The following is a 19871-nucleotide window of genomic DNA, read 5'->3' on the forward strand; positions in this document are numbered from 1 at the left end:
CTCAAATTACATTTTAGATTATAAGGAGTTCCCATGAATACACTTGCAATTAGTGATCTTATATTTCCTGCCTTTGCTAAAAACCAACTAAAAAAGATTCCTCTATCCTATGGCCTCGAATATTTTATTGAATTTGGCTCTAATGCCTATTGGGAACAGCTCTTTCCTCTATTAAATAGTGACCAACGCGCCATTTCATTACACGGACCTTGTGTAACTGTAAATCTAGCAGATCCATTGGATACACAATATATGAATCAATTTAAAGAAGCTTTCACCATAGGAAAAAATATCCATGCCGATTTTGTTGTTGTTCATACCAATGAATTTTGGCTAGGTCATAGAACAGAATGTCAAGAATTAGTAATCAAACGGTTACAAGAACTAGCTGCATTTACTCATTCAATCAATGGTCCCCTTATGGCGGTTGAAAATGTAGGTCTTCACGAAAATAATTTATTTAACGAAAGTGAGTACATATCCTTATTTGAAACCATTCCCCATATTGTGTCTATCATTGATGTTGGTCATGCCAATGTAAATAACTGGGATTTACACCATGTAATAAAAACCCTAAACTCTAAAATTGTAGCCTTTCATTTACATGATAATGATGGTCAACGGGATCAACACCAACCAATCAATACGGGTACCATTAACTGGCCTGAATTATTTCAAACCATACATACCTATGCCCCTAATGCTACTAAAGTCTTAGAATATGCAAATGGAAGTTTTGCTAATAGCAACGATTTATTGCAACATATAATGACTCTTCAAGATATGCTAACCATAAAATAAGTTTTATCCTGCAACCCTAAATTTCGTATTAGTACATTGTTTTCCCTTATATCTTAAAAAATATCTTAAAATATATACTAAAATATATACCAGAATATATACTAAAAAGCATCTTACTATATAAGCGTATCCTAGCTACGCCTAAAAATTAAAGTAAGATGCTTTTTGCTTTTTATATACTATACGTCTACAACGCATTCCCTCGTTTCACACGCCAAATAGCGATTGTACGAAGTTCATCAATCTTTTGTCGATACGTTTCTGACAAATCGTCTTTTTGCTCATGATATCCAGCAGTATCTAGCCATAATTCATGATTAAAGACAAAAATTGTTGATTCAAAAATACTCGGTACTAAGCTTTCATACGTATCACCATACCGTCCTACTAATTCAGCTAGTGTAGGCGCTATTTGCAGAGAACTAGCAAATGTATTTGTTATCCCAAATCCAGTAGCCACGCCCTTTTCAGAAGCTAACCAATTAGCATCTATACCCGCTCCATAAAATATAATAGGAATTCCTGAATTGGTACGGCGATCTACTTCTTTAGCAAAGGTAAACCGTTCTCCATGATCACCTGTGATTACAAACAAAGTACGAGGATCTAATGTTTGTGCTCGTTTCACGAACTGTCCCATCATTTGATCAGCATACCAAATATGCCCCAATTCAACAATTCGTTTTGAATCATCAGGCAATTCTTTAATACCAGTATTCATTACCTTCGTAGTATCAAAACCAGCTACCTCTAAATCAATATCATAGGGTGGATGATTGCTAGTGGTCAAAATAAAGTGAAATATCTTCTCGCCTTTATGCTGAGCCATATAGGTTTCCACTTCTTTAAACAACACACCATCAGGAACACCCCAAGCATTCCCTGATTTTTGTGAAAAGGAACCGACATCGTGAAACTCATCAAAATTCTGGGCCAATACAAAATTGCGCACATCCTGCCAAGCGCCAAAACCACCGTACCAAAATACCGTTTTATAGCCTAACCGCTTCATTGTTGCCGCAATACCAAAACCATATTTTTCTTTATAAGACTCCCTTTCATAGTTTTCATACAGCCCTGTACTCGGTAAGCCTGTGACATAACCATTAACGGCAGGCATTGTCCCCGTGCCATGTGCTAATCCTTGTAAAAATAAACTATGTGATGATTGAGCCAATGCTTTACCTTCACTCACTAAATAATCACCAGGCCCTTTAAAGGTATCTAAAAATGGCCAAAGTGCATAGCTCTCACCTAATACTAATACAACGGTCTTAGGTTGTTCTTTTAACCGCGGTGTCACTACAGTATGCGTAAAAGCCTCATCAATATGTTTTGCCTGTGGATTCCCGCCATTATTGGCTATATACTCTTTTAATTTTGTTTCAGAAATATCTAATTTAACTGCTTGTGCTAACCGTTTTTCACTAGCATATACTCGATACAAAGCTTGCCCATCATCCAGTACTGCTTCATTTAATACTTGTGAAGAGAATCGACCTGCATTTTCCCAATTAATAGAGCTACTATAAGTAAATGCACCACCAAATCGTAAAAATACAGCACTCATTGCCAATATAAGAAGAATTCCTGCCGTACGCCCTATAAGTTCTTTTTTAGACGTAGGTGCTAATGCCTGTAACCAATGTATTGTTCGCGGACATTGATAATCAATCCAACGCCAAGCACACCACCCTAAAATAGCGCCCACTACTAATGCTACCGGTAATCGCCACAACAGACCATAGGTATCAATAGCCGTCATCAATATAGCATACCAATCATCATTTACCCCATTAATTAACATGCGATTAAAACCAGAATTAAAAATAGTAAAATACGGAATGCGTACAAAGAAAAGAAGTGTGAATACAAGGGTGCCACCATAAGCTAACAAACCGCGCAAGAATTGACGCGGCCATTTGGCCCATAATGTGTATGGAACTGTAATCCCAAAAAATCCCAGAGCCATAAATAGGCCTGCTGTTTTTAAACTAATGCGCAAGCCATACCACATAGTTAATACCCAATCAGTCATAGTCACACTATCATGTAACTGATTGCTAAATATAACAATAAATACCAAACGAAATAGGCTGAATAATACAATAAACCAGCCTAATGTTTTCACATCTTGTAATACACCTTGTGTGAAACGATTAAATCTAGCCATTCATAAAACTCCTTATATTGTACTAATTACTAGTGAGCGACCTAATCCAAACTATATTCACCAGTAATTTCACATTATATATCTGATTTATTATATCACCTCCTTTATTCTTTTAACATCTATTTGCTATAATGAAATCAGTTCTTATTAGGAGGTGAATATATGTCACAACGACTGACAAAAGAAGAATTTTTACACCGTTACGCCCTTGATCGACGCGGCACCAATAGCGTAAAATGGGATGCGTTAGCGCAACGTTTTAATACAACTGATGTACTGCCTCTTTGGGTCGCTGACATGGATTTTAAAGTACCAGAAACAGTGACTGATGCATTAACAACCCGTATTCAACAAGGTGCTTTTGGCTATTCCCTAATTAGCCCTACCTACCACCAGACTTTTATTGATTGGTTAACTCATCATCATGGCTATACACCTAAAAAAGGCTGGCTTCGTTTCACTAATGGTACTATTACTACGCTGTTTTGGATTCTTCATGCCTTTACTAAGCCTAAAGACGCTATTATGATGCTAAGTCCTGTATACTATCCATTCTTCAGCACACCACAAGATACTGATCATATCCCCATTTGTAGCGAATTACAACGCGATGAAACGGGTCGCTACTACATTAATTTTGAAGAGGTAGAACAAAAAATTAAAGAACATAATGTAAAGCTCTTTATTCTTTGTAATCCTCATAATCCTGTAAGTCGCCTATGGTCTGAAGAAGAATTAACTCGCTTATTTACTCTTTGTGAACAATATAATGTTCTCATAATCAGTGATGAAATCCATCAAGATTTTCACTTTGATACGTTTATCCCTGCACTAAAAGTCCAAGAGGGGCGTTTCAGCAATTCCATCATTACCATTACCAGTGCCTCTAAGACATTTAATTTAGCTTCCTTGCCAGTAGCGCATGTGATTATTCCTAACAAAGAACATCGCCATATCTTTGATGCGTATGTAAAAACTATCGATCATACACAATTATCAGTCCTCAACTTAGTTGCTACTGAAACGGCGTATCAAACCGGCGATATATGGCTTACGGGCCTATTAGCTACCATTCAAAGTAATTATGAATTGCTAAAAGACTTACTGTTAGCTAAAGCTCCGAATATAAAGTTTACGCCTCTCGAAGCCACCTATTTAGCTTGGCTTGACTTTAATGCCTATATAAAACCGGATGAACTGGATGATTTTCTTATCAAAGAGTGTCGTGTAGGTGTTAACACAAGTGCAAATTTCGCACCTGCTACACCAGGTTTTGGACGTTTCAACCTAGCTGCTCATCCTGATACAATAAAAGAAGCAGCAAACCGAATTATTCAAGGCTTACTGCATCGAAATCTTATATAGTCTCTGAAATCTAAATAATCTCTAAGATCTAAATAATCTATAAAACGTATATAATATCAAACGATTAATTCGATAATACTCCTTGATACTATCAGCACAATTACGAATCCAAGATTGATACCCTATCAAACTATTGGAGTTATAGTGGGTTATAGTTCTAAATATGTATTAAAAAACCGTTGCCCTACGCAAATTGTAGAGCAACGGTCTTTTTTATTTAAATTAATAGCATTAACAGGCTAATCAATAATTACCGCTTATATATCACCTAAGAAACGTTTTGCTTCACAATAGTTAACCATACCTTCCACTACTTTTTTAGCAGCACGCATAGCCAACACAACGGTAGCTGGTTTATGTACTACATCACCACCAGCGAATACCCCTTTGCGACTCGTCATACCATATGGCATTTCACGAGTTACTACATAACCATCTTTGTTAACCTCAATCCCATTACCAGGCCCCACTAAACGAGCATTTGGCTTATGACCAATGGCAATAATAATCTTATCAGCTGGAATGGTTTCATAATGGCCCGTCGGCTTAACCGAACCATCTTCTTGTGGCTCTTGCATTTCACAACGTAACCCTTCTACGACGCCCTCACCCTCAACACTTGCTGGTGAAGCATAGAATTTAAATTCAACCCCTTCTTCTTTCGCCTCTTTATATTCTAAAGGATTCGCACTCATATTTTCTTCGCCACGACGATAGGCAACCGTCACGGAAGCACCTAAACGAACACAAGTACGAGCCGCATCCATCGCTACATTACCAGCGCCAATAACAACTACCTTATCACCTTTTTGAACGGGAATATCATCATCCCCAACACGACCATTTTGATGTAATTGTACTGCTGTTAATAAAGCCATCGCTTGTAAAACGCCTGGCTTTTCATCACCACGCATAGGTAATTCCATCGGTACATGGGTACCCGTAGCAATGAAAATCGCATCATAGCCTTCTTCAAATAAAGAATCAATCGTTTTATCTGGTCCAATAATCGTATTACATTCAAAAGTAACGCCTAACGCTTTTAATCGGTTAATTTCACGATGCACAACTTCTTTACTTAAACGGAACGCGGGAATCCCATATAATAAAATACCACCTGGTTCATCTTGCTTTTCAAAGATTGTAACTTCATAACCAAGCTTTGCCATATCACTAGCCACTGTTAATCCTGCCGGGCCAGAACCAATAATACCAATTTTACCTTGGTCTTTAATAATTGGTTTCATACGACGAAGACCATGCAAACTTTCAAAATCAGCGGCAAATCGTTCTAATTTACCAATATTAATCGGTTTGTTAGCTCGATTTAAAATACAATGCCCTTCACACTGTTTTTCACGAGGACAAACACGACCACATACAGCCGGCAAATTACTCCGTTCCCCAATAATATCATTGGCTTCGCCAAAGTTACCACGAGCTATCGCTTGAATAAAACGAGGAATTTCATTTTCAATAGGGCAGCCTGTACGACATAACGGTTTAGCACAATTTAAACAACGTTTAGCCTCTGCTAAGGCTTCCTCTAAGGTATAATCTCTATCTTCTGTATAACCAGCTTTAACAGCTTGTTCATTTCTATCTAATCCAACCATGGATAAACCTCCTCTATTTCTTCTTGTTGATGATTTCATCAATTTAGCTATATTTTACCTATCCCCTACAATATAAAATTAATTCTAATATACCATAACGCCCATAGCTAGTAAATAGCTAGCCCCTCGCTTACCGTGCGAATAATACCAAAAAAGTCGTCATTTGCTAATTTGACAACAAATGGCGACTTTTAGTTTAACTATTTACTTGTTTTTAAGTTTACCTAATTATTTTTAAAACAGTAACTATTATTTCTCTATATCCTTAATAATATATCACAAAAATTAGTTCATAAGGCCATAGAACATAGCTGCTACTGTAATTAAGCCAACGATAATAACAAAGTAGTTAGAAACACTTTGATATTTTTTCATTTTTTCTACCTTACGTACAGCTACCATAGGCATAAGTAATAAAATGAAAGCTACTGCTGGGCCACTTAGTGTTTCAATAATCCCTAAAATACTTGGGTTTAAGTAAGCAATTAAAGAACAAGTAATCATCATGAATAACAAGATAATACGGTCAATTGTTTTTTCATTGAAGGATTTCTTATTTACTTTACCTAAGTCAATAATAATATCGCGTAAGCCTTCATAGGCTCCTACATAGTGACCTAGGAAAGATTTTGTAATCGCTACAAAAGCAATAATTGGAGCAAACCATGCAATAAATGGAGTATCGAAATGATTTGCTAAATAAGAAAGAATAGAGATATTTTGATCTTTAGCCGATTGTAAGTCAGCTGGCGATAAACTAAATACACAGCTATATACAAAGAACATTACAACTACAAACATTAATAAAACAGCATACCGTTGAATATCACGAGTTTTCTTATCAACTTGATCATCACCATATTCATGACGTTCTTTCATTACAAACGTAGAAATAATAGGGGAATGATTGAAAGAGAATACAAGTACTGGGAATGTCATCCATAATGTCATTAACATCCCCATATTACCGCCTGCTGGCTCAAAAGAAAGAATCGCTGTATTCCACTGTGGAATTAAATAGATACCAATGAGCAATAATGTAGCGATAAATGGATATACTAAATAACTCATAATGCGTACGATAATATCCTGACCCATACGTACAATCGCTAATAAACCTAAAATAACAGCTATCGTAATAATGCCACGATGAATTCCTTCAATCCCCATTTGATGTGTCAATAAGCTGTCAGTCGTGTTAGTAATTGCTACAGAGTATAATAACAAGATGGTATAAATACTAATAAAATACACGATATTGAAAAGACGAGCTGCCACAGGACCCCAGAATTCTTCAACGGCACCAATAATACCTTTATCTGGTGAAGACGAAGCCATAACCATACGCGCTAAAGCACGATGCGCATAAAAAGTAACAGGAAAAGCAAATAACGTAATTAAGATAAGAGGTAAAATACCACCAATCCCTGCATTAATTGGTAAAAAAAGAACGCCAGCACCAATAGCCGTACCAAATAGACCTAACATCCAAACCGTATCTTGCTTGTTCCATTTGCTAGCATCCAAAATTGGGGTACTCACACCTACTTGTGTTAGTGTTTCTTCTTGTACAGGAATCTCACCTTGTACCGGTATGTCCTTTTGGACCATTGTTTGTTCATTCAACATAACCATTACTCCTTAAAATGTAACCTCATAAAAAACACGCATACCCTTTCCTAAATATAAGCCCCCAAAAATCCGTTCAGGAAAGACATTTCATATACGTATGATAGCATGGCATGATTAAAATGACAACTAATCATCATGATTGTATCGCATAGAGTGTACATTCACCGTGTTCAATTATCTATAGAGTAATGTTTTCTATTAAATATAAAGAAATAATAAAATAAAAATAAATAATTATATGCTTTTAAAGTGTATTAAAATTTAAATATTTTAAATTTCTTTGTTTTAATATAAATTTCTCATTTTTTTAATAAAATAAGGTATAATATCCACCCCAAAAAGATACTTTAAAATTAAACGCTATGTTGAAAAAATACCTATATTTTCTTGAAAAAAATAGGCAAAAAGTTACCCATTTTTCGCTGACCTTAGCCATGTATGCTTATTTAATATAACGTATATAGTATTTGGGAATTACTTTCAAATAAAAAAACCACAAGACCTCATGGCCTTATGGTTACTGAATTTTTATGGTGCGCCTAGGCGGAATCGAACCACCGACACGCAGTTTAGGAAACTGCTGCTCTATCCTACTGAGCTATAGACGCATGTATAACATACCATGCACTTTAGAAAGCCACCATTACTTCCTCTATACTAAGTACGCATGTATGTATATATTATAAACGGAATGCTCACATATCGCAATATCAGTGGATATATCCTCTATTCACAAAAACTTATACACAGAGTTATCCACTAATTTATTCACTTATCCACCTTTTTACATAACTTACACACAAGCTATACACAATATATCCACAGAATTTTGTGTATATTCTGTGGATATATTCGTAAATATGTATCAAGTTTTAATCTATCCCCGTGTATAACGTGTTTCAAGTAAAGCTAACCACAACGTTTTTATTCGGGAAAATACATAGTGTCATCAATTTCAATAGGACGGCTCCAATCAACTTGTACGTCCGTACGACCCCACATAACAGTTAAAGCAAGTTTCAAGTCAGCTAATGAGGCTAAGGGATCAACTGTAACTGTTTCATAAGTGTCTAAACCTGTAGCCTTTTCTATGGTTTGAGGCGTATGTAAATACTCCCAAACTTTTTGTTGCCATTCTTCGGCAGGTAATACGACAGTTACCTCATGATTTACCTTGTTATATCCGATATATCCTTTTTCATCCACCCCATAATGGATGGCATAGTATGCTATGTCACTCATTGTACTTGCTCCTTTACATTATTATTGGCACTTACTCTTTTCCTATTTAACCACATCTAGACCTATCTATGCAATGCTATTTGATTAAATTTTATCGTATTAATCGTAAAATTACCAGTAAAAATTCACAATTATGAATAAATGCATTACTTAGGTTCCGCCTTATAATACACCGCATACATAATTGGCAGCACAATTAAGGTTAGAATAGTTGCCACTAATAAACCACCACTGAACGCGATAGCCATAGGTGACCAGAAAGCACTACTCATTAATGGCACCATCCCTAAAATAGCCGCTAAGGCTGTTAGCATAATAGGTCTAAATCGCAAGATAGTTGAACTAATAATCGCTTCATAAGTACTTTGTCCTTCACGACGATGTAATTCAATCTGGTCAATCAAGATAATCGAGTTACGGATAATCATCCCACTTAAGGAAATCACACCTAATACAACCATAAAGCCCATTGGCGTATTAGTTAAGAGCATTGTTAATACAACCCCAATTAGACCAAGTGGAGCCGTTAATAATGCCATTAACATAAGTGGAATCTTTTTCAATTGGAACATTAAAATCGTCATAATTAAACAAAGCATAATAGGCATTGGCGCTTTTAAATTATCCATAGCAATATTACTACGTTCTGCGGAACCGTCTACCTCAATGGTATAACCAGCTGGTAATGTTTCACGAACCGTATCTAATTTCTTATTTAAATCATTAGCCAATGAATTGGCCATAACTGTAGGTGGTACATTGCCATGAACGGTAATGGTCGGTTCCATATTACGACGCCAAATAATTCCATCTTCATTGCCTAAGGAAATCGTTGCAATCTGACTTAATGGCACATAGGCGCCTGAACCTGTTTGAATAGGAATATTCTGTAACACACTCATATTATGTTCTTCATTGCCACTCAATTTAAATTTCATTGGAATCGTCTGATTGCCTACATAATATTGTCCTACGGTTACACCTGAAATTTTACCTTGCAAATCAGTAGCTACTGAATAACTATCAACCCCCATCAAACGTGCTTTAGCCGGATCTATTTGCACTTGAATGGTTGGTGTATTATCTGGCCAATCTTCAGAAATATCCGTTATATCTGAATACGTTTTAAATACATCCTTAACTTCATTAGCTATTTCTTTTACTTTTACCGTATCTGGCCCTGAAACACGGAACATAATTGGATATTTAGAAGGTGGTCCTGTTTGTAAAAACGTCATATTAATTAAAGCTGAAGGAAAGGTATCATTCAAAGTTTCTTGTAATTCTGTATATAACTCATTTCTATCTTCTAATGAATTAGCTACAATCACATATTGCATAAAATTATTACGCTCTACTTCAGGATCTAACGTAAGAATAAAACGTGGGGCCCCTTCACCAATATGTGCTGAATAATGATTAATTCGTTTATCACCACTCAATAAGGAGTCTAACGTTTCAGCTTGTTCTTTAGTATATTGTAAGGAAGCACTTTGAGGAAACTGCACTGACACCATAATTTCAGGCCGTGTAGAAGCTGGGAAAAATTCAACTTTAATTAAAGGCACACTAATTAAAGATACAACAAATAAAACGACTGTTGTAATTAAAACAATTTTACGATGCCCCATAGCCCAATGTAGAAACTTTTCAAAGCGTTGTAAAAAAGCTTTTTGTACGCGTACGGCTTTAGTTTCTGCATGATTTTCTTTAATGCGTATTAAGCGACTCCCCAAAACAGGACTGACCAAGACCGACGCAAACCAAGATAATAACAATGCCATCGCTACTACAATAAATAAGGAATGGGTAAATTCAGCGACTGAACCTTCCGATAAAAAGATTGGTAAAAATCCTGCACAAGTAATCAACGTGCCACTAAGCATTGGAAAGGCTGTTGATGTATAAGCAAAGGTAGCTGCTGAATGCGTATCTAAGCCTTCTTCCATCTTAAGCGTCATCATTTCTACAACGATAATCGCATCGTCTACGAGAAGACCTAAGGAAATAATCAAAGCCCCTAAACTAACTTTATGTAAATCAAGACCATCAGCATACATCCCTACAAACGTAGTGGCTACAACTACAGGAATCGTTAAGGCTACCACAAGGCCACTGCGTACACCTAAAGAAATAAAACTTACCACTAATACAATCGCTATCGCTTCAAATAGTGAACGCGTAAATTCACTAATCGACTCATCTACGACTTTTGGCTGATTTGATACTTGATCAATCTGTAAGCCAACTGGTAATTCTCCTTGATACGAATCAAGTTTAGCCTGTAAAGCTTTACCAAATTCAATATTATTAGCCCCTGGATCCATTGATACAGCAATACCAATAGCTGGTTTACCATTAAAATAAAATAATGGACTTTCTGGTTCCCCATAATCGAGACGAACCGTAGCCATATCCCCTAAACGAAGCGTTTGCCCGTTTACCTGTAGTGGCATTTCACGAACAGACTCAACACTGTCAAAGAGGCCATTCACACGAAGATATACATTATTGGTATCCGTATCAATCATGCCGGCTGGTGCCATCGAACTTTGCTGTTTTAATGCATTTAAAATGGATTCACTACTTATATGATACGATGCCAACTTATCTTTATCCATTTCTACATATAAAGTTTGTTGTTGAACCCCTTTTAAATCAATACGTTTAACATTAGGGACTGTTAATAATACACGCTTAATTTGTTCGGCATAGGCACGTTTTTCTTCATAGGAATAATCTTCCCCTGTTAGCGCATAAATCGTACCATACACATCATCAAAACGGTCATTAATAATTGGTCCCTGTACACCAGATGGCAATTTTGGCCATTCATCATTCACCATATGACGCACTTCTGTCCAAGCAGCTCGTACTTGTTCATCAGGTAAATTTTCTTTTAAATTAATATAAATAACTGTTTTGCTACCATCAGTAAAACTTTTTGTATAATCAAGACCTGGTAAATCACGGATTTTTTCTTCCAATTTATCCGTTACTTGCTCCGACATTTGGGCTGGCGAGGCCCCTGGCCAAGTAGCAGCCACAACCATGGTACGAATGGTAAAATTAGGATCTTCCATGCGACCAATTTTCATAAACGAAAACGTACCTATCGCAAAGAGCATAGCAATAAAGAAATAGATAATCGATTTATGTCGTAAAGCCCAATCAGCTAAATTAAAATTACTCATACTCGTACCTTAGCCCCTTCTTCTAATTTATCAGTACCAGCTGTTACAATACGATCACCAGACTGTAAGCCAGAAGTTACCTGCACACTATTCGCTCCCATAGGGCCTAAGGTAACAGATATTAATTTAACAGTATGTTCTTTAGTTACTACATACACTTGCCCTTTACCATTCTGTTTAGGGTCACGAGTACCTACTAAGGCAGTCAAAGGAACTTCTATAGCTTGTCCATTAGATTGATTAAAAGCTACATTGGCCGTCATTCCTAGCTGCAATTGCGTTGGTCGATTTGACAAAGCAACTTTTACAGTATATGTACGTGCTGTTGCATCAGGCACTGGTGAAATTTCACGAATAATCCCCTTAGTTATTACATTTGGCAAAGCCCAATACGTTACATTTGCTTCGGTACCTACTTGTACGGACGCCATCATCTGTTCTGGCAAGGAAATCACCGCTTCAGGTTCATCACCTACAGCAATCATACCAACCGTTTGACCGGCACCTACCACTTGCCCTACTTCAATCGTACTCGCTGTAATAATCCCATCAGCTGGTGCAACAAGTTGCGTATAATTTTGCTGGTTTTCACTCGTCTGTACATTAGCTTGTGCTTGTGCCAATTGAGCTGCCGCTACTTTATACGAATTTTCCATCTGATCTAATTGTAATTGACTCACTGCTTCCTGTGCATAGAGTACACGATATCGTTCTACATTCGTCGCCGCTAATTCATATTGAGATTGAGCCGCTGCTAAGGCGCCTTGTGCATTCTGCAATTGACTACTCGTATCACCTTGATTTAACACAGCCAATATTTGGCCAGCACTCACTCTATCGCCTACATTAAAATTCTTTTGAATAACACGTCCACCAATTTGAAAGGATAAAGCTGTTTCATAACGGTTTTTTATAGTACCTGATAAGCTATTTTCATTGCTAGCCGATTCTTTACCGACTACCATCGTTTTAACCAGTGGTGCTTGTTCCTTTGTTTTAGAATCACTACCACAACCACTAATAAAAGCTAAACAGCTTATCATTAATACACAAAAAATCATATGTTTACTTCTAAGGGAAGACCACATAATAAACCTCCTTATAGAGACTGTATCATTAGAACTTTAACCAACTTTGCTACTTTTAACTTTATTACTTTTATTATATAATAGACACCTTATTTTTCAATGGAAACTAATACTTTTCCATGTAAGCCACCTTTTTTTACTTTAATGAAAGCGGTTTCACTAGCCTCTAAAGGATATATACTATCAATAGCTGGTTTATAATCAGATTGTAAAAGAATAGCCAATGTGTCTTGTAATTGCTCACCATTTGGTGCTACCCACATGAATTCATAAGTTTGCTTTCTTTTTCTAGCCCTTCTACGAACACCATACGATGCAAGAGCTAAAATCCATTGACGCCACCAACTCAAGCCTAATGATTTAGCAAAATCAGCCGTAGGCATCCCTTTTAAAGTCAGTACTTTACCATTGATTTTAACTAATTGTTGTACTACGTTAGTAGTATTGCCTCCAACCATATCAACGCCATAATCAACTACCTCTTCAATTTGTATAGCTTCTTTACTTTTATAATCAAATACTCTGTTTGCACCGAGTTGTAAAATATTAGAGGCTTCTTTCTGATTACCGCTTACATACATTGTTAAGCCTTTGTGTTTACCCAAAAGAACTAACATAGCACCAACAGCACCAGTACCACCGGCTATAAATATAGTTTCGCCCTTTTTACATTGCAATTTTTCTAAAATTTGAGCCGCTGTTAATAAAGCTACCGATAAGGTAGCACCATCTTGTTCACTCAAATTTTTGGGTAAGAGCGTAATAGCACTGGAAGGAACTGCTATGTATTCAGCTAAGGTCCCTTCCCAAGCCCCCATCACGACGTCACCAATTTCAAAGTCAGTAACAAGATGACCTTTAGCTACAACTGTGCCTACCATTTCAGCTCCTAGGGTATACGGTAATTGAATTGGCTTTATAATATTAATCGTTCCTTCTGCAAATAAATTATCCACTGGATTAACACCAACATAGGATACGTTGATAAGAACTTCATGCTCTTTAGGTTCTGGTTTTGCTATATTATTGATTGTAATTTGAGGTTCTTTTCCTTGTTTAACAATTTGTACGGCTTTCATATAATCGACTCCTTATTAATCCTTTATTAATCACTTATTTATTACTTAATAACTATATTTTTTATTATTTCTGGATTATATTGTTCAATATGATTACGCATTCTATGAATCACATCGGCTAATGATGTCTGTTCTAATTTTTCTCTTACTAACTTATTACATTCGGCTAACAAATCTTCTAGCGTAGGTCTAATAAACTGACCTACTATACACTGATCATTAGCATTAGTATGGATATCCCAAATATATAGAGTATCCGTACCTTGTATAGCCTTATAAATTTGCCACAAAGTAAGTTCTGCTTTAGGTACAGCTAACTGAATCCCTACTTTACCTTGCTGACTACAAATAATGTTTTGTTTTTTTAATAGAGCTAAAATCTTACGAATATAGCTAGCATTTTTATTAACACTTCGACCAATTTGTTCTGACGTTAAATCCTTTGGTCCCTCTGAAATCATAATCAACATATGAATAGCTACAGAAAATTTTACATCTAACATAATAACTCCTTTAACATATTAGATAGCCATTTAAGTATATATATTTCTATCTAACACAATACTTGTATCAATATCTAATACAACTATTATATCATAGATTAACTGTAAATCTTTAGACTCATAAAAAATAAAATCCCCATAGCTCATTTTCTTCAATGAACTATGAGGATTTTTATTATATGTGTAATATTTTATAACTACTTTATAACTTAACTATCTTTATTTTCATCTGTTACTTCATCTATAACAGGTTCATGGGTCACCATAATTTTATCAATACGAACATTGTCCATATCGACAATTTCAAAGGTGTAATCCTCCCATACATAGCGTTCTAGCTCTTTAGGGATACGACCGAATAAATACATAAGAAAACCACCGACTGTTTTGTATAAATCTTCATCTTCACCAGGTAATTCCTTTGTAATATTAAAATAGTCTTTAAATTCGTCAATACTCAATAAGCCATCCACTAACCAAGTCGTATCACTACGTTGAATCACACGATTTTCTTCTTCTTTTAATTCATCTTCACTAGCAGGCATTAATCCCACTAATTTTTCCATAATATCGTGTAAAGTTACCAAGCCACTAAAACCACCATACTCATCAAGTACGACTGTTTCATGAACCCCTTCCGTACGAAATACCTCTAATAATTTCATCAAGCTAATAGATTCCGGTACCATTACAGGTTGCTTAGTACAAGTTTCCACTAATTCTTTTAGCGTTTTATGACCATTTTGCTTCATGTGTTCAGCAAAAACATCGGCTACCACTACTAAGCCTTCTAATTCATCTAAGGAATCTCGCCCTACTGGTAATCGATAATGTGTCGAATGACATAATCGTTCTTTAATCTCTTCTTCGGGACTATTCAAATCTAACCATTTTAGCTGTGTTCGCGGTGTCATTACATCACCAGCATTCAAATCAGCCAAGCGAAAGACATTATCTACTAAACGAGGTTCGTCCTTTTCAAAAGCACCTAGTTCTACACCTTGAGTTAGCATTTTATTAATTTCTAATTCAGTCACCGGTGCTTCTTCTTTATCTTTTACACCCATAACTTTTAATAAAGACGTCGTTGAAACGCTCAGTAAAGCTACTAATGGAGTTGCAACTACAGCAAAATAATGCATAGGTACGGCCATGAAAATAGCAATTTTTTCTGGTGCATTAAGGGCTAAGCGCTTTGGCACTAATTCACCAATAACCAAGGATAAATATGTTGTTAAAGATACAATAATTATGGGACTTACTGAATCAGCATAACTAGCCAACGTAGGTATATATTCTTTAATAACTTTAGCCATCGGTTCTGATAAAGCCGCCCCTGAATACAAACCAGTAACAATACCAATTAAAGTAATACCAATTTGTATCGTTGAAAACATTTGATTAGGATCTTCCGATAATTGAATAGCCCGTTGAGCTCCTTTACTGCCTTTTTCAGCACTATCTTCTAATAAACCTTTACGAGCATTAACAATAGCTAATTCAGTCATTGAAAAAATCCCATTGGCTATAATCAATAATAAAATTATAAGTATCTCCAGACCTACATCACCATCCACTGATTTATCACTCTCCTCTTACTTCAAGTGGATACATTATATAATATGTACTATACAATACTACAAGTACACATGGTATATAGACAACCTATATACTTACCGTATAGTATACCAAAATCTACTATATTTCGCTATGAGTAATCGTAGTTTATAAAATAAGCCTTACCAGACTTTGATTTATAAAGTCATAGTAAGGCTTATATTTTAATTTCATATGCTAGGTTTTATATTCTTTAATTTTTTTATGCTAGACTCTGAGTTTTCTTATTTATTTAAAATCGCTTTAATATCTTCTACGATTAATTCAGGAGATAAATGATAACGAGCTACTAATTCTTTCATTGGTACACGATCATTTACTTCTTTTTTCATACCAATCGTCAATACTTTTACATCAGTTGGCCCATAGAAACGAGCTACTTTTTCACCAAAACCACCGTCTAATACGCCATCTTCTAGCGTAACTACTAAACTATGATTTGCTTTTAAACTTTCCAAAGTTGCTTCATCTACTTCAGAAGATAAACGAGGGTTCACTAAGGTTGCTTCAATGCCTAACTGCGCTTGTAATGCTTCTTTAGTACGTAAACCTAAGTCATAGAAAGCACCAAGACCTAAAATGGCTACCGTATTCCCTTGAGCTGTGACTTCATTTGTCAAAGTTCCTATAAAAGCTTTACCCGCTTCATACGTCTGAACCTTACCACCTGGTACACGAATCATAACAGGCATGTCAGTCTGTTCTAACGACCAATCTAACATAGCGATTAATTCTTCCTTAGTCGCTGGTGATAAAACGCGTAAATTAGGAATATTATTCATCATAGCCATATCAAAGGCACTAGAATGAGTTGCATCCATCGATGAAATGCCACCACCTAGTGGGAAGGATATAATCGTTGCTGGATTACTATTTAAAGCTAAGTCTTGTGTCAATTGGTCATAGGTACGTTGTAAGAAAGTACCTGCATCTAAAATCACTGGTTTAGCTCCATTTTTAGCAAGACCTGCCGCCATAGCTACCATATGTTCTTCAGCAATCCCTACATCAATAAACTGCTTACCGGCTTCTGCACGACGTTCTGCACTAAAACCAGCAATGCCAGGTACACCAGCTGTTAAACCAACTACTGTTTTATCAGCTTTCATTTTTGCTAACAAGTGAGTAGCAATAATTTCATCGTAATGATCTTCTTTCATATAGGCATCAACATCAAAATCTTTCCCCATAATATAATGATAGGATTCTTTATCTGCTTCCGCTGCTGGTAAGCCTTTACCTTTTACAGTAACTACATGAAGGACAACAGGATGATTAGTATCTTTAACCGCTTTAAAAACTTCAATCAAATCATCTAAATTATGACCATCTTCAATAAATACATAGTCAAGGCCCATAGCTTTGAAGAAGTTATTGCTAGCCTTACCTTTACTATCTCGTAATTCTTTTAAATGTGGATATAAACCGCCTTCATTAGGTGCAATCGACATATCATTATCGTTAAATAAAACGATAAAATTACTCCCCAATGTAGCACTTACATTAAGCCCTTCCATAGCTTCGCCACCAGATAAAGAACCATCACCTAAAATAGCCACTACATTACCCGTTTCACCTTTTAAATCGCGAGCTTTAGCTAAGCCAGAGGCTAGACTAACTGCAGTAGATGTATGACCAATAGTAAAGAAATCATGTTCACTTTCATTAGGGTTGGTATAGCCTGAATATTTTGTATAAGACGCTGGGTCAGTAAAGGCTTCTTTACGACCAGTCAACATTTTATGAATATAGGATTGATGGGATACATCAAATACAAATTTATCTTTTGGTGAATCAAATACATAATGTAGAGCTAACGTAGCTTCTACAAACCCAAGATTTGGTGCCATATGACCACCAGTAGCTGTAACCCGTGTAATTAACACATCACGAATTTCTTGGGCTAATGTTTTTAATTCTTCAATACTCATTCCTTTAATATCTTTTGGGGCCTTAATTGTGTCTAATAAACTCATACAATTTTCCTTTCCATACTATCATATATGTTCTAATTGATGATAACCTATGAATCATCAAAAAAACTAGTTATATAAAAATTCCGCAATCTTAAGTAAATATCTTGCTTACTTAAGACTACGGAATTCATTATAAAGCTTGAAGTCAACTTCAAGTCAAGTATTAAATTTTATTTTTCATAATCTCGTTCTAGATTTACTTCTTTTAGTGGAATAACATGTGTCTTATTTTTAGCTTTATAGCTTGCATAAACTAATAAGAATACAGGAATACCAATATAAGCTACACTAGCCCCATACCAGTCAATTGTATCGCCAGTAAAAGCTGTATAGTTTTGACCAGCAATAATGATTAAACAAAGTATCATGGCAAAAATAGGACCAAATGGGAAGAACAAGGCTTTAAATGGAATAGAATCTAAGCTCTTACCTTGTTCGTGGAAAGCACGACGGAAACGATAATGGGCAATAGCAATCCCAAGCCACGCAATAAAACCACTCATACCACTGATATTAATTAACCAGTTATACGCTGTCCCTTCACCAATTAAAGAGGTTAAAAAGGCAAATACACCAAACGCAGCTGTTGCCAATAAAGCAGGTACTGGTACACCACGAGAATTTAATTTTGTAAAAATCTGAGGTGCATCCCCCTCTTTAGCCATGGCATATAACATACGAGTTGAGGCATATAAACCAGAGTTACCGGCTGATAAAACAGCAGTCAAAATGATGGCATTAATAAAGCTCGCTGCAAAAGCAAAACCAAAACGATCCAATACTAATGTAAATGGACTAATGGCAATATTTTCTACACTAGCATTCAATAAATTAGGATCATCGTAAGGAATTAAGAACCCAATAACAGCAAAGGCACCAATATAGAACAATAAAATACGCCAGAAAATAGAGTGAATGGCTTTTGGAATATTCTTTTCAGGATCTTCTGATTCACCGGCTGCTACCCCAATTAATTCTGTCCCTTGGAACGAGAAACCAGCTACCATAAAGATAGCTAAAATAGAGCCAAAGCCACCAACAAAAGGAGCTTCGCCACGAGTCCAGTTTTCAAAGCCTGGCGAAGTGCCACCAATGCCTAAAATCAACATAGTCCCTACAAAAAGGAATACGAATACGGTAATAACCTTCATACTGGAGAAGAAATATTCACTTTCCCCAAAGGAACGCGTTGATAAATAGTTCATTAAAAATAAAGCACATAAGAATAAGGCTGACCATACAATGGCTGGAATCTCTGGAAACCAATATTTCATAATGAGAGCGCCTGCTACCAATTCTGCTGCCAAAGTAATGGCCCAGTTAAACCAATAATTCCAACCTAACGCAAAACCAAAGGCTGGATCTACATACCGTGATGCATAGGTACCAAAAGAGCCTGGTACTGGTAAATAGGTGGCCATTTCACCAAGACTTGTCATCAAGAAATATACCATAATACCAATAAAGCCATAGGCTACTAAGGCCCCACCAGGGCCGGCCGTACTAACGACTTCACCACCAGCAACAAATAAACCAGTCCCAATGGCTCCACCTAGTGCAATCATATTCATATGACGCGATTTTA

13 protein-coding genes and 1 tRNA gene are annotated in these 19871 nt (G+C 36.2%); 2 read left to right on the forward strand and 12 right to left on the reverse strand.

The annotated features are described in order from the left end of the window. Positions 1–33: 33 nt before the first annotated feature. The gene (locus DYE54_RS06875) at positions 34–801 is read left to right on the forward strand and encodes a sugar phosphate isomerase/epimerase family protein (protein ID WP_115310542.1); all 768 of its coding nucleotides are present in this window, start codon (positions 34–36) and stop codon (positions 799–801) included. A gap of 187 nt (positions 802–988) precedes the next feature. On the opposite strand, the gene DYE54_RS06880 is transcribed toward DYE54_RS06875, so the two are convergent. Then, positions 989–2974, reverse strand: a complete 1986-nt coding sequence (locus DYE54_RS06880) for an LTA synthase family protein (protein ID WP_245935700.1) — start codon at positions 2972–2974, stop codon at positions 989–991. Positions 2975–3136: 162 nt separating this feature from the next. Here DYE54_RS06880 and DYE54_RS06885 point away from each other — a divergent pair, with 162 nt between their 5' ends. Then, a complete protein-coding gene (locus DYE54_RS06885) occupies positions 3137–4339 on the forward strand; it encodes a MalY/PatB family protein (RefSeq protein WP_115310543.1) in 1203 nt (400 codons plus the stop codon). A 257-nt stretch (positions 4340–4596) separates the two neighbouring features. Here DYE54_RS06885 and DYE54_RS06890 read toward each other — a convergent pair whose 3' ends face one another. From DYE54_RS06890 to DYE54_RS06940, 11 genes are all read right to left on the reverse strand, one after another. Beyond that, a complete protein-coding gene (locus DYE54_RS06890; protein ID WP_115310544.1) occupies positions 4597–5955 on the reverse strand; it encodes an NAD(P)-dependent oxidoreductase in 1359 nt (452 codons plus the stop codon). Positions 5956–6240: 285 nt separating this feature from the next. Beyond that, positions 6241–7584, reverse strand: a complete 1344-nt coding sequence (locus DYE54_RS06895; RefSeq protein WP_115310545.1) for an amino acid permease — start codon at positions 7582–7584, stop codon at positions 6241–6243. A 534-nt stretch (positions 7585–8118) separates the two neighbouring features. Continuing rightward, a tRNA-Arg gene (locus tag DYE54_RS06900) sits at positions 8119–8195 on the reverse strand. A gap of 316 nt (positions 8196–8511) precedes the next feature. Continuing rightward, positions 8512–8829 carry a hypothetical protein gene (locus DYE54_RS06905; RefSeq protein ID WP_115310546.1) on the reverse strand — a complete coding sequence of 106 codons (318 nt, stop codon included), beginning with the start codon at positions 8827–8829 and terminating at the stop codon, positions 8512–8514. Between the two features lie 146 nt (positions 8830–8975). Further along, a complete protein-coding gene (locus DYE54_RS06910; RefSeq protein ID WP_115310547.1) occupies positions 8976–12023 on the reverse strand; it encodes an efflux RND transporter permease subunit in 3048 nt (1015 codons plus the stop codon). Next, positions 12020–13111 (reverse strand): efflux RND transporter periplasmic adaptor subunit, encoded by a 1092-nt coding sequence (locus DYE54_RS06915; protein ID WP_245935701.1) that lies wholly within the window; start codon positions 13109–13111, stop codon positions 12020–12022. Before DYE54_RS06915 ends, DYE54_RS06910 begins: the two co-directional genes overlap by 4 nt. Before the next feature lie 89 nt (positions 13112–13200). Further along, positions 13201–14190 carry an NADP-dependent oxidoreductase gene (locus DYE54_RS06920; RefSeq protein ID WP_115310548.1) on the reverse strand — a complete coding sequence of 330 codons (990 nt, stop codon included), beginning with the start codon at positions 14188–14190 and terminating at the stop codon, positions 13201–13203. A 41-nt stretch (positions 14191–14231) separates the two neighbouring features. Further along, positions 14232–14693, reverse strand: a complete 462-nt coding sequence (locus DYE54_RS06925; protein ID WP_115310549.1) for an Rrf2 family transcriptional regulator — start codon at positions 14691–14693, stop codon at positions 14232–14234. A 209-nt stretch (positions 14694–14902) separates the two neighbouring features. Further along, positions 14903–16270, reverse strand: a complete 1368-nt coding sequence (locus DYE54_RS06930; RefSeq protein ID WP_115310550.1) for a hemolysin family protein — start codon at positions 16268–16270, stop codon at positions 14903–14905. Between the two features lie 264 nt (positions 16271–16534). Further along, entirely contained in the window at positions 16535–18286 is a 1752-nt protein-coding gene (locus DYE54_RS06935) for a 1-deoxy-D-xylulose-5-phosphate synthase (RefSeq protein ID WP_115310551.1), read from the reverse strand. 170 nt (positions 18287–18456) lie between these two features. Continuing rightward, positions 18457–19857 (reverse strand): amino acid permease, encoded by a 1401-nt coding sequence (locus DYE54_RS06940; RefSeq protein ID WP_245935732.1) that lies wholly within the window; start codon positions 19855–19857, stop codon positions 18457–18459. Positions 19858–19871 lie beyond the last annotated feature (14 nt).

The sequence above is a fragment of the Veillonella criceti genome (assembly GCF_900460315.1).
Classification (GTDB): Bacteria; Bacillota; Negativicutes; order Veillonellales; family Veillonellaceae; genus Veillonella_A; species Veillonella_A criceti.

What these genes read in the sequence shown, in the direction of transcription:
- DYE54_RS06940 (WP_245935732.1), bottom strand. Translation starts at nt 19,857, where the DNA reads ATGAATATGATTGCACTAGGTGGAGCCATTGGGACTGGTTTATTTGTT.
- DYE54_RS06895 (WP_115310545.1), bottom strand. Translation starts at nt 7,584, where the DNA reads ATGTTGAATGAACAAACAATGGTCCAAAAGGACATACCGGTACAAGGT.
- DYE54_RS06880 (WP_245935700.1), bottom strand. Translation starts at nt 2,974, where the DNA reads ATGGCTAGATTTAATCGTTTCACACAAGGTGTATTACAAGATGTGAAA.
- DYE54_RS06925 (WP_115310549.1), bottom strand. Translation starts at nt 14,693, where the DNA reads ATGTTAGATGTAAAATTTTCTGTAGCTATTCATATGTTGATTATGATT.
- DYE54_RS06885 (WP_115310543.1), top strand. Translation starts at nt 3,137, where the DNA reads ATGTCACAACGACTGACAAAAGAAGAATTTTTACACCGTTACGCCCTT.
- DYE54_RS06915 (WP_245935701.1), bottom strand. Translation starts at nt 13,111, where the DNA reads ATGTGGTCTTCCCTTAGAAGTAAACATATGATTTTTTGTGTATTAATG.
- DYE54_RS06910 (WP_115310547.1), bottom strand. Translation starts at nt 12,023, where the DNA reads ATGAGTAATTTTAATTTAGCTGATTGGGCTTTACGACATAAATCGATT.
- DYE54_RS06935 (WP_115310551.1), bottom strand. Translation starts at nt 18,286, where the DNA reads ATGAGTTTATTAGACACAATTAAGGCCCCAAAAGATATTAAAGGAATG.
- DYE54_RS06875 (WP_115310542.1), top strand. Translation starts at nt 34, where the DNA reads ATGAATACACTTGCAATTAGTGATCTTATATTTCCTGCCTTTGCTAAA.
- DYE54_RS06920 (WP_115310548.1), bottom strand. Translation starts at nt 14,190, where the DNA reads ATGAAAGCCGTACAAATTGTTAAACAAGGAAAAGAACCTCAAATTACA.
- DYE54_RS06890 (WP_115310544.1), bottom strand. Translation starts at nt 5,955, where the DNA reads ATGGTTGGATTAGATAGAAATGAACAAGCTGTTAAAGCTGGTTATACA.
- DYE54_RS06905 (WP_115310546.1), bottom strand. Translation starts at nt 8,829, where the DNA reads ATGAGTGACATAGCATACTATGCCATCCATTATGGGGTGGATGAAAAA.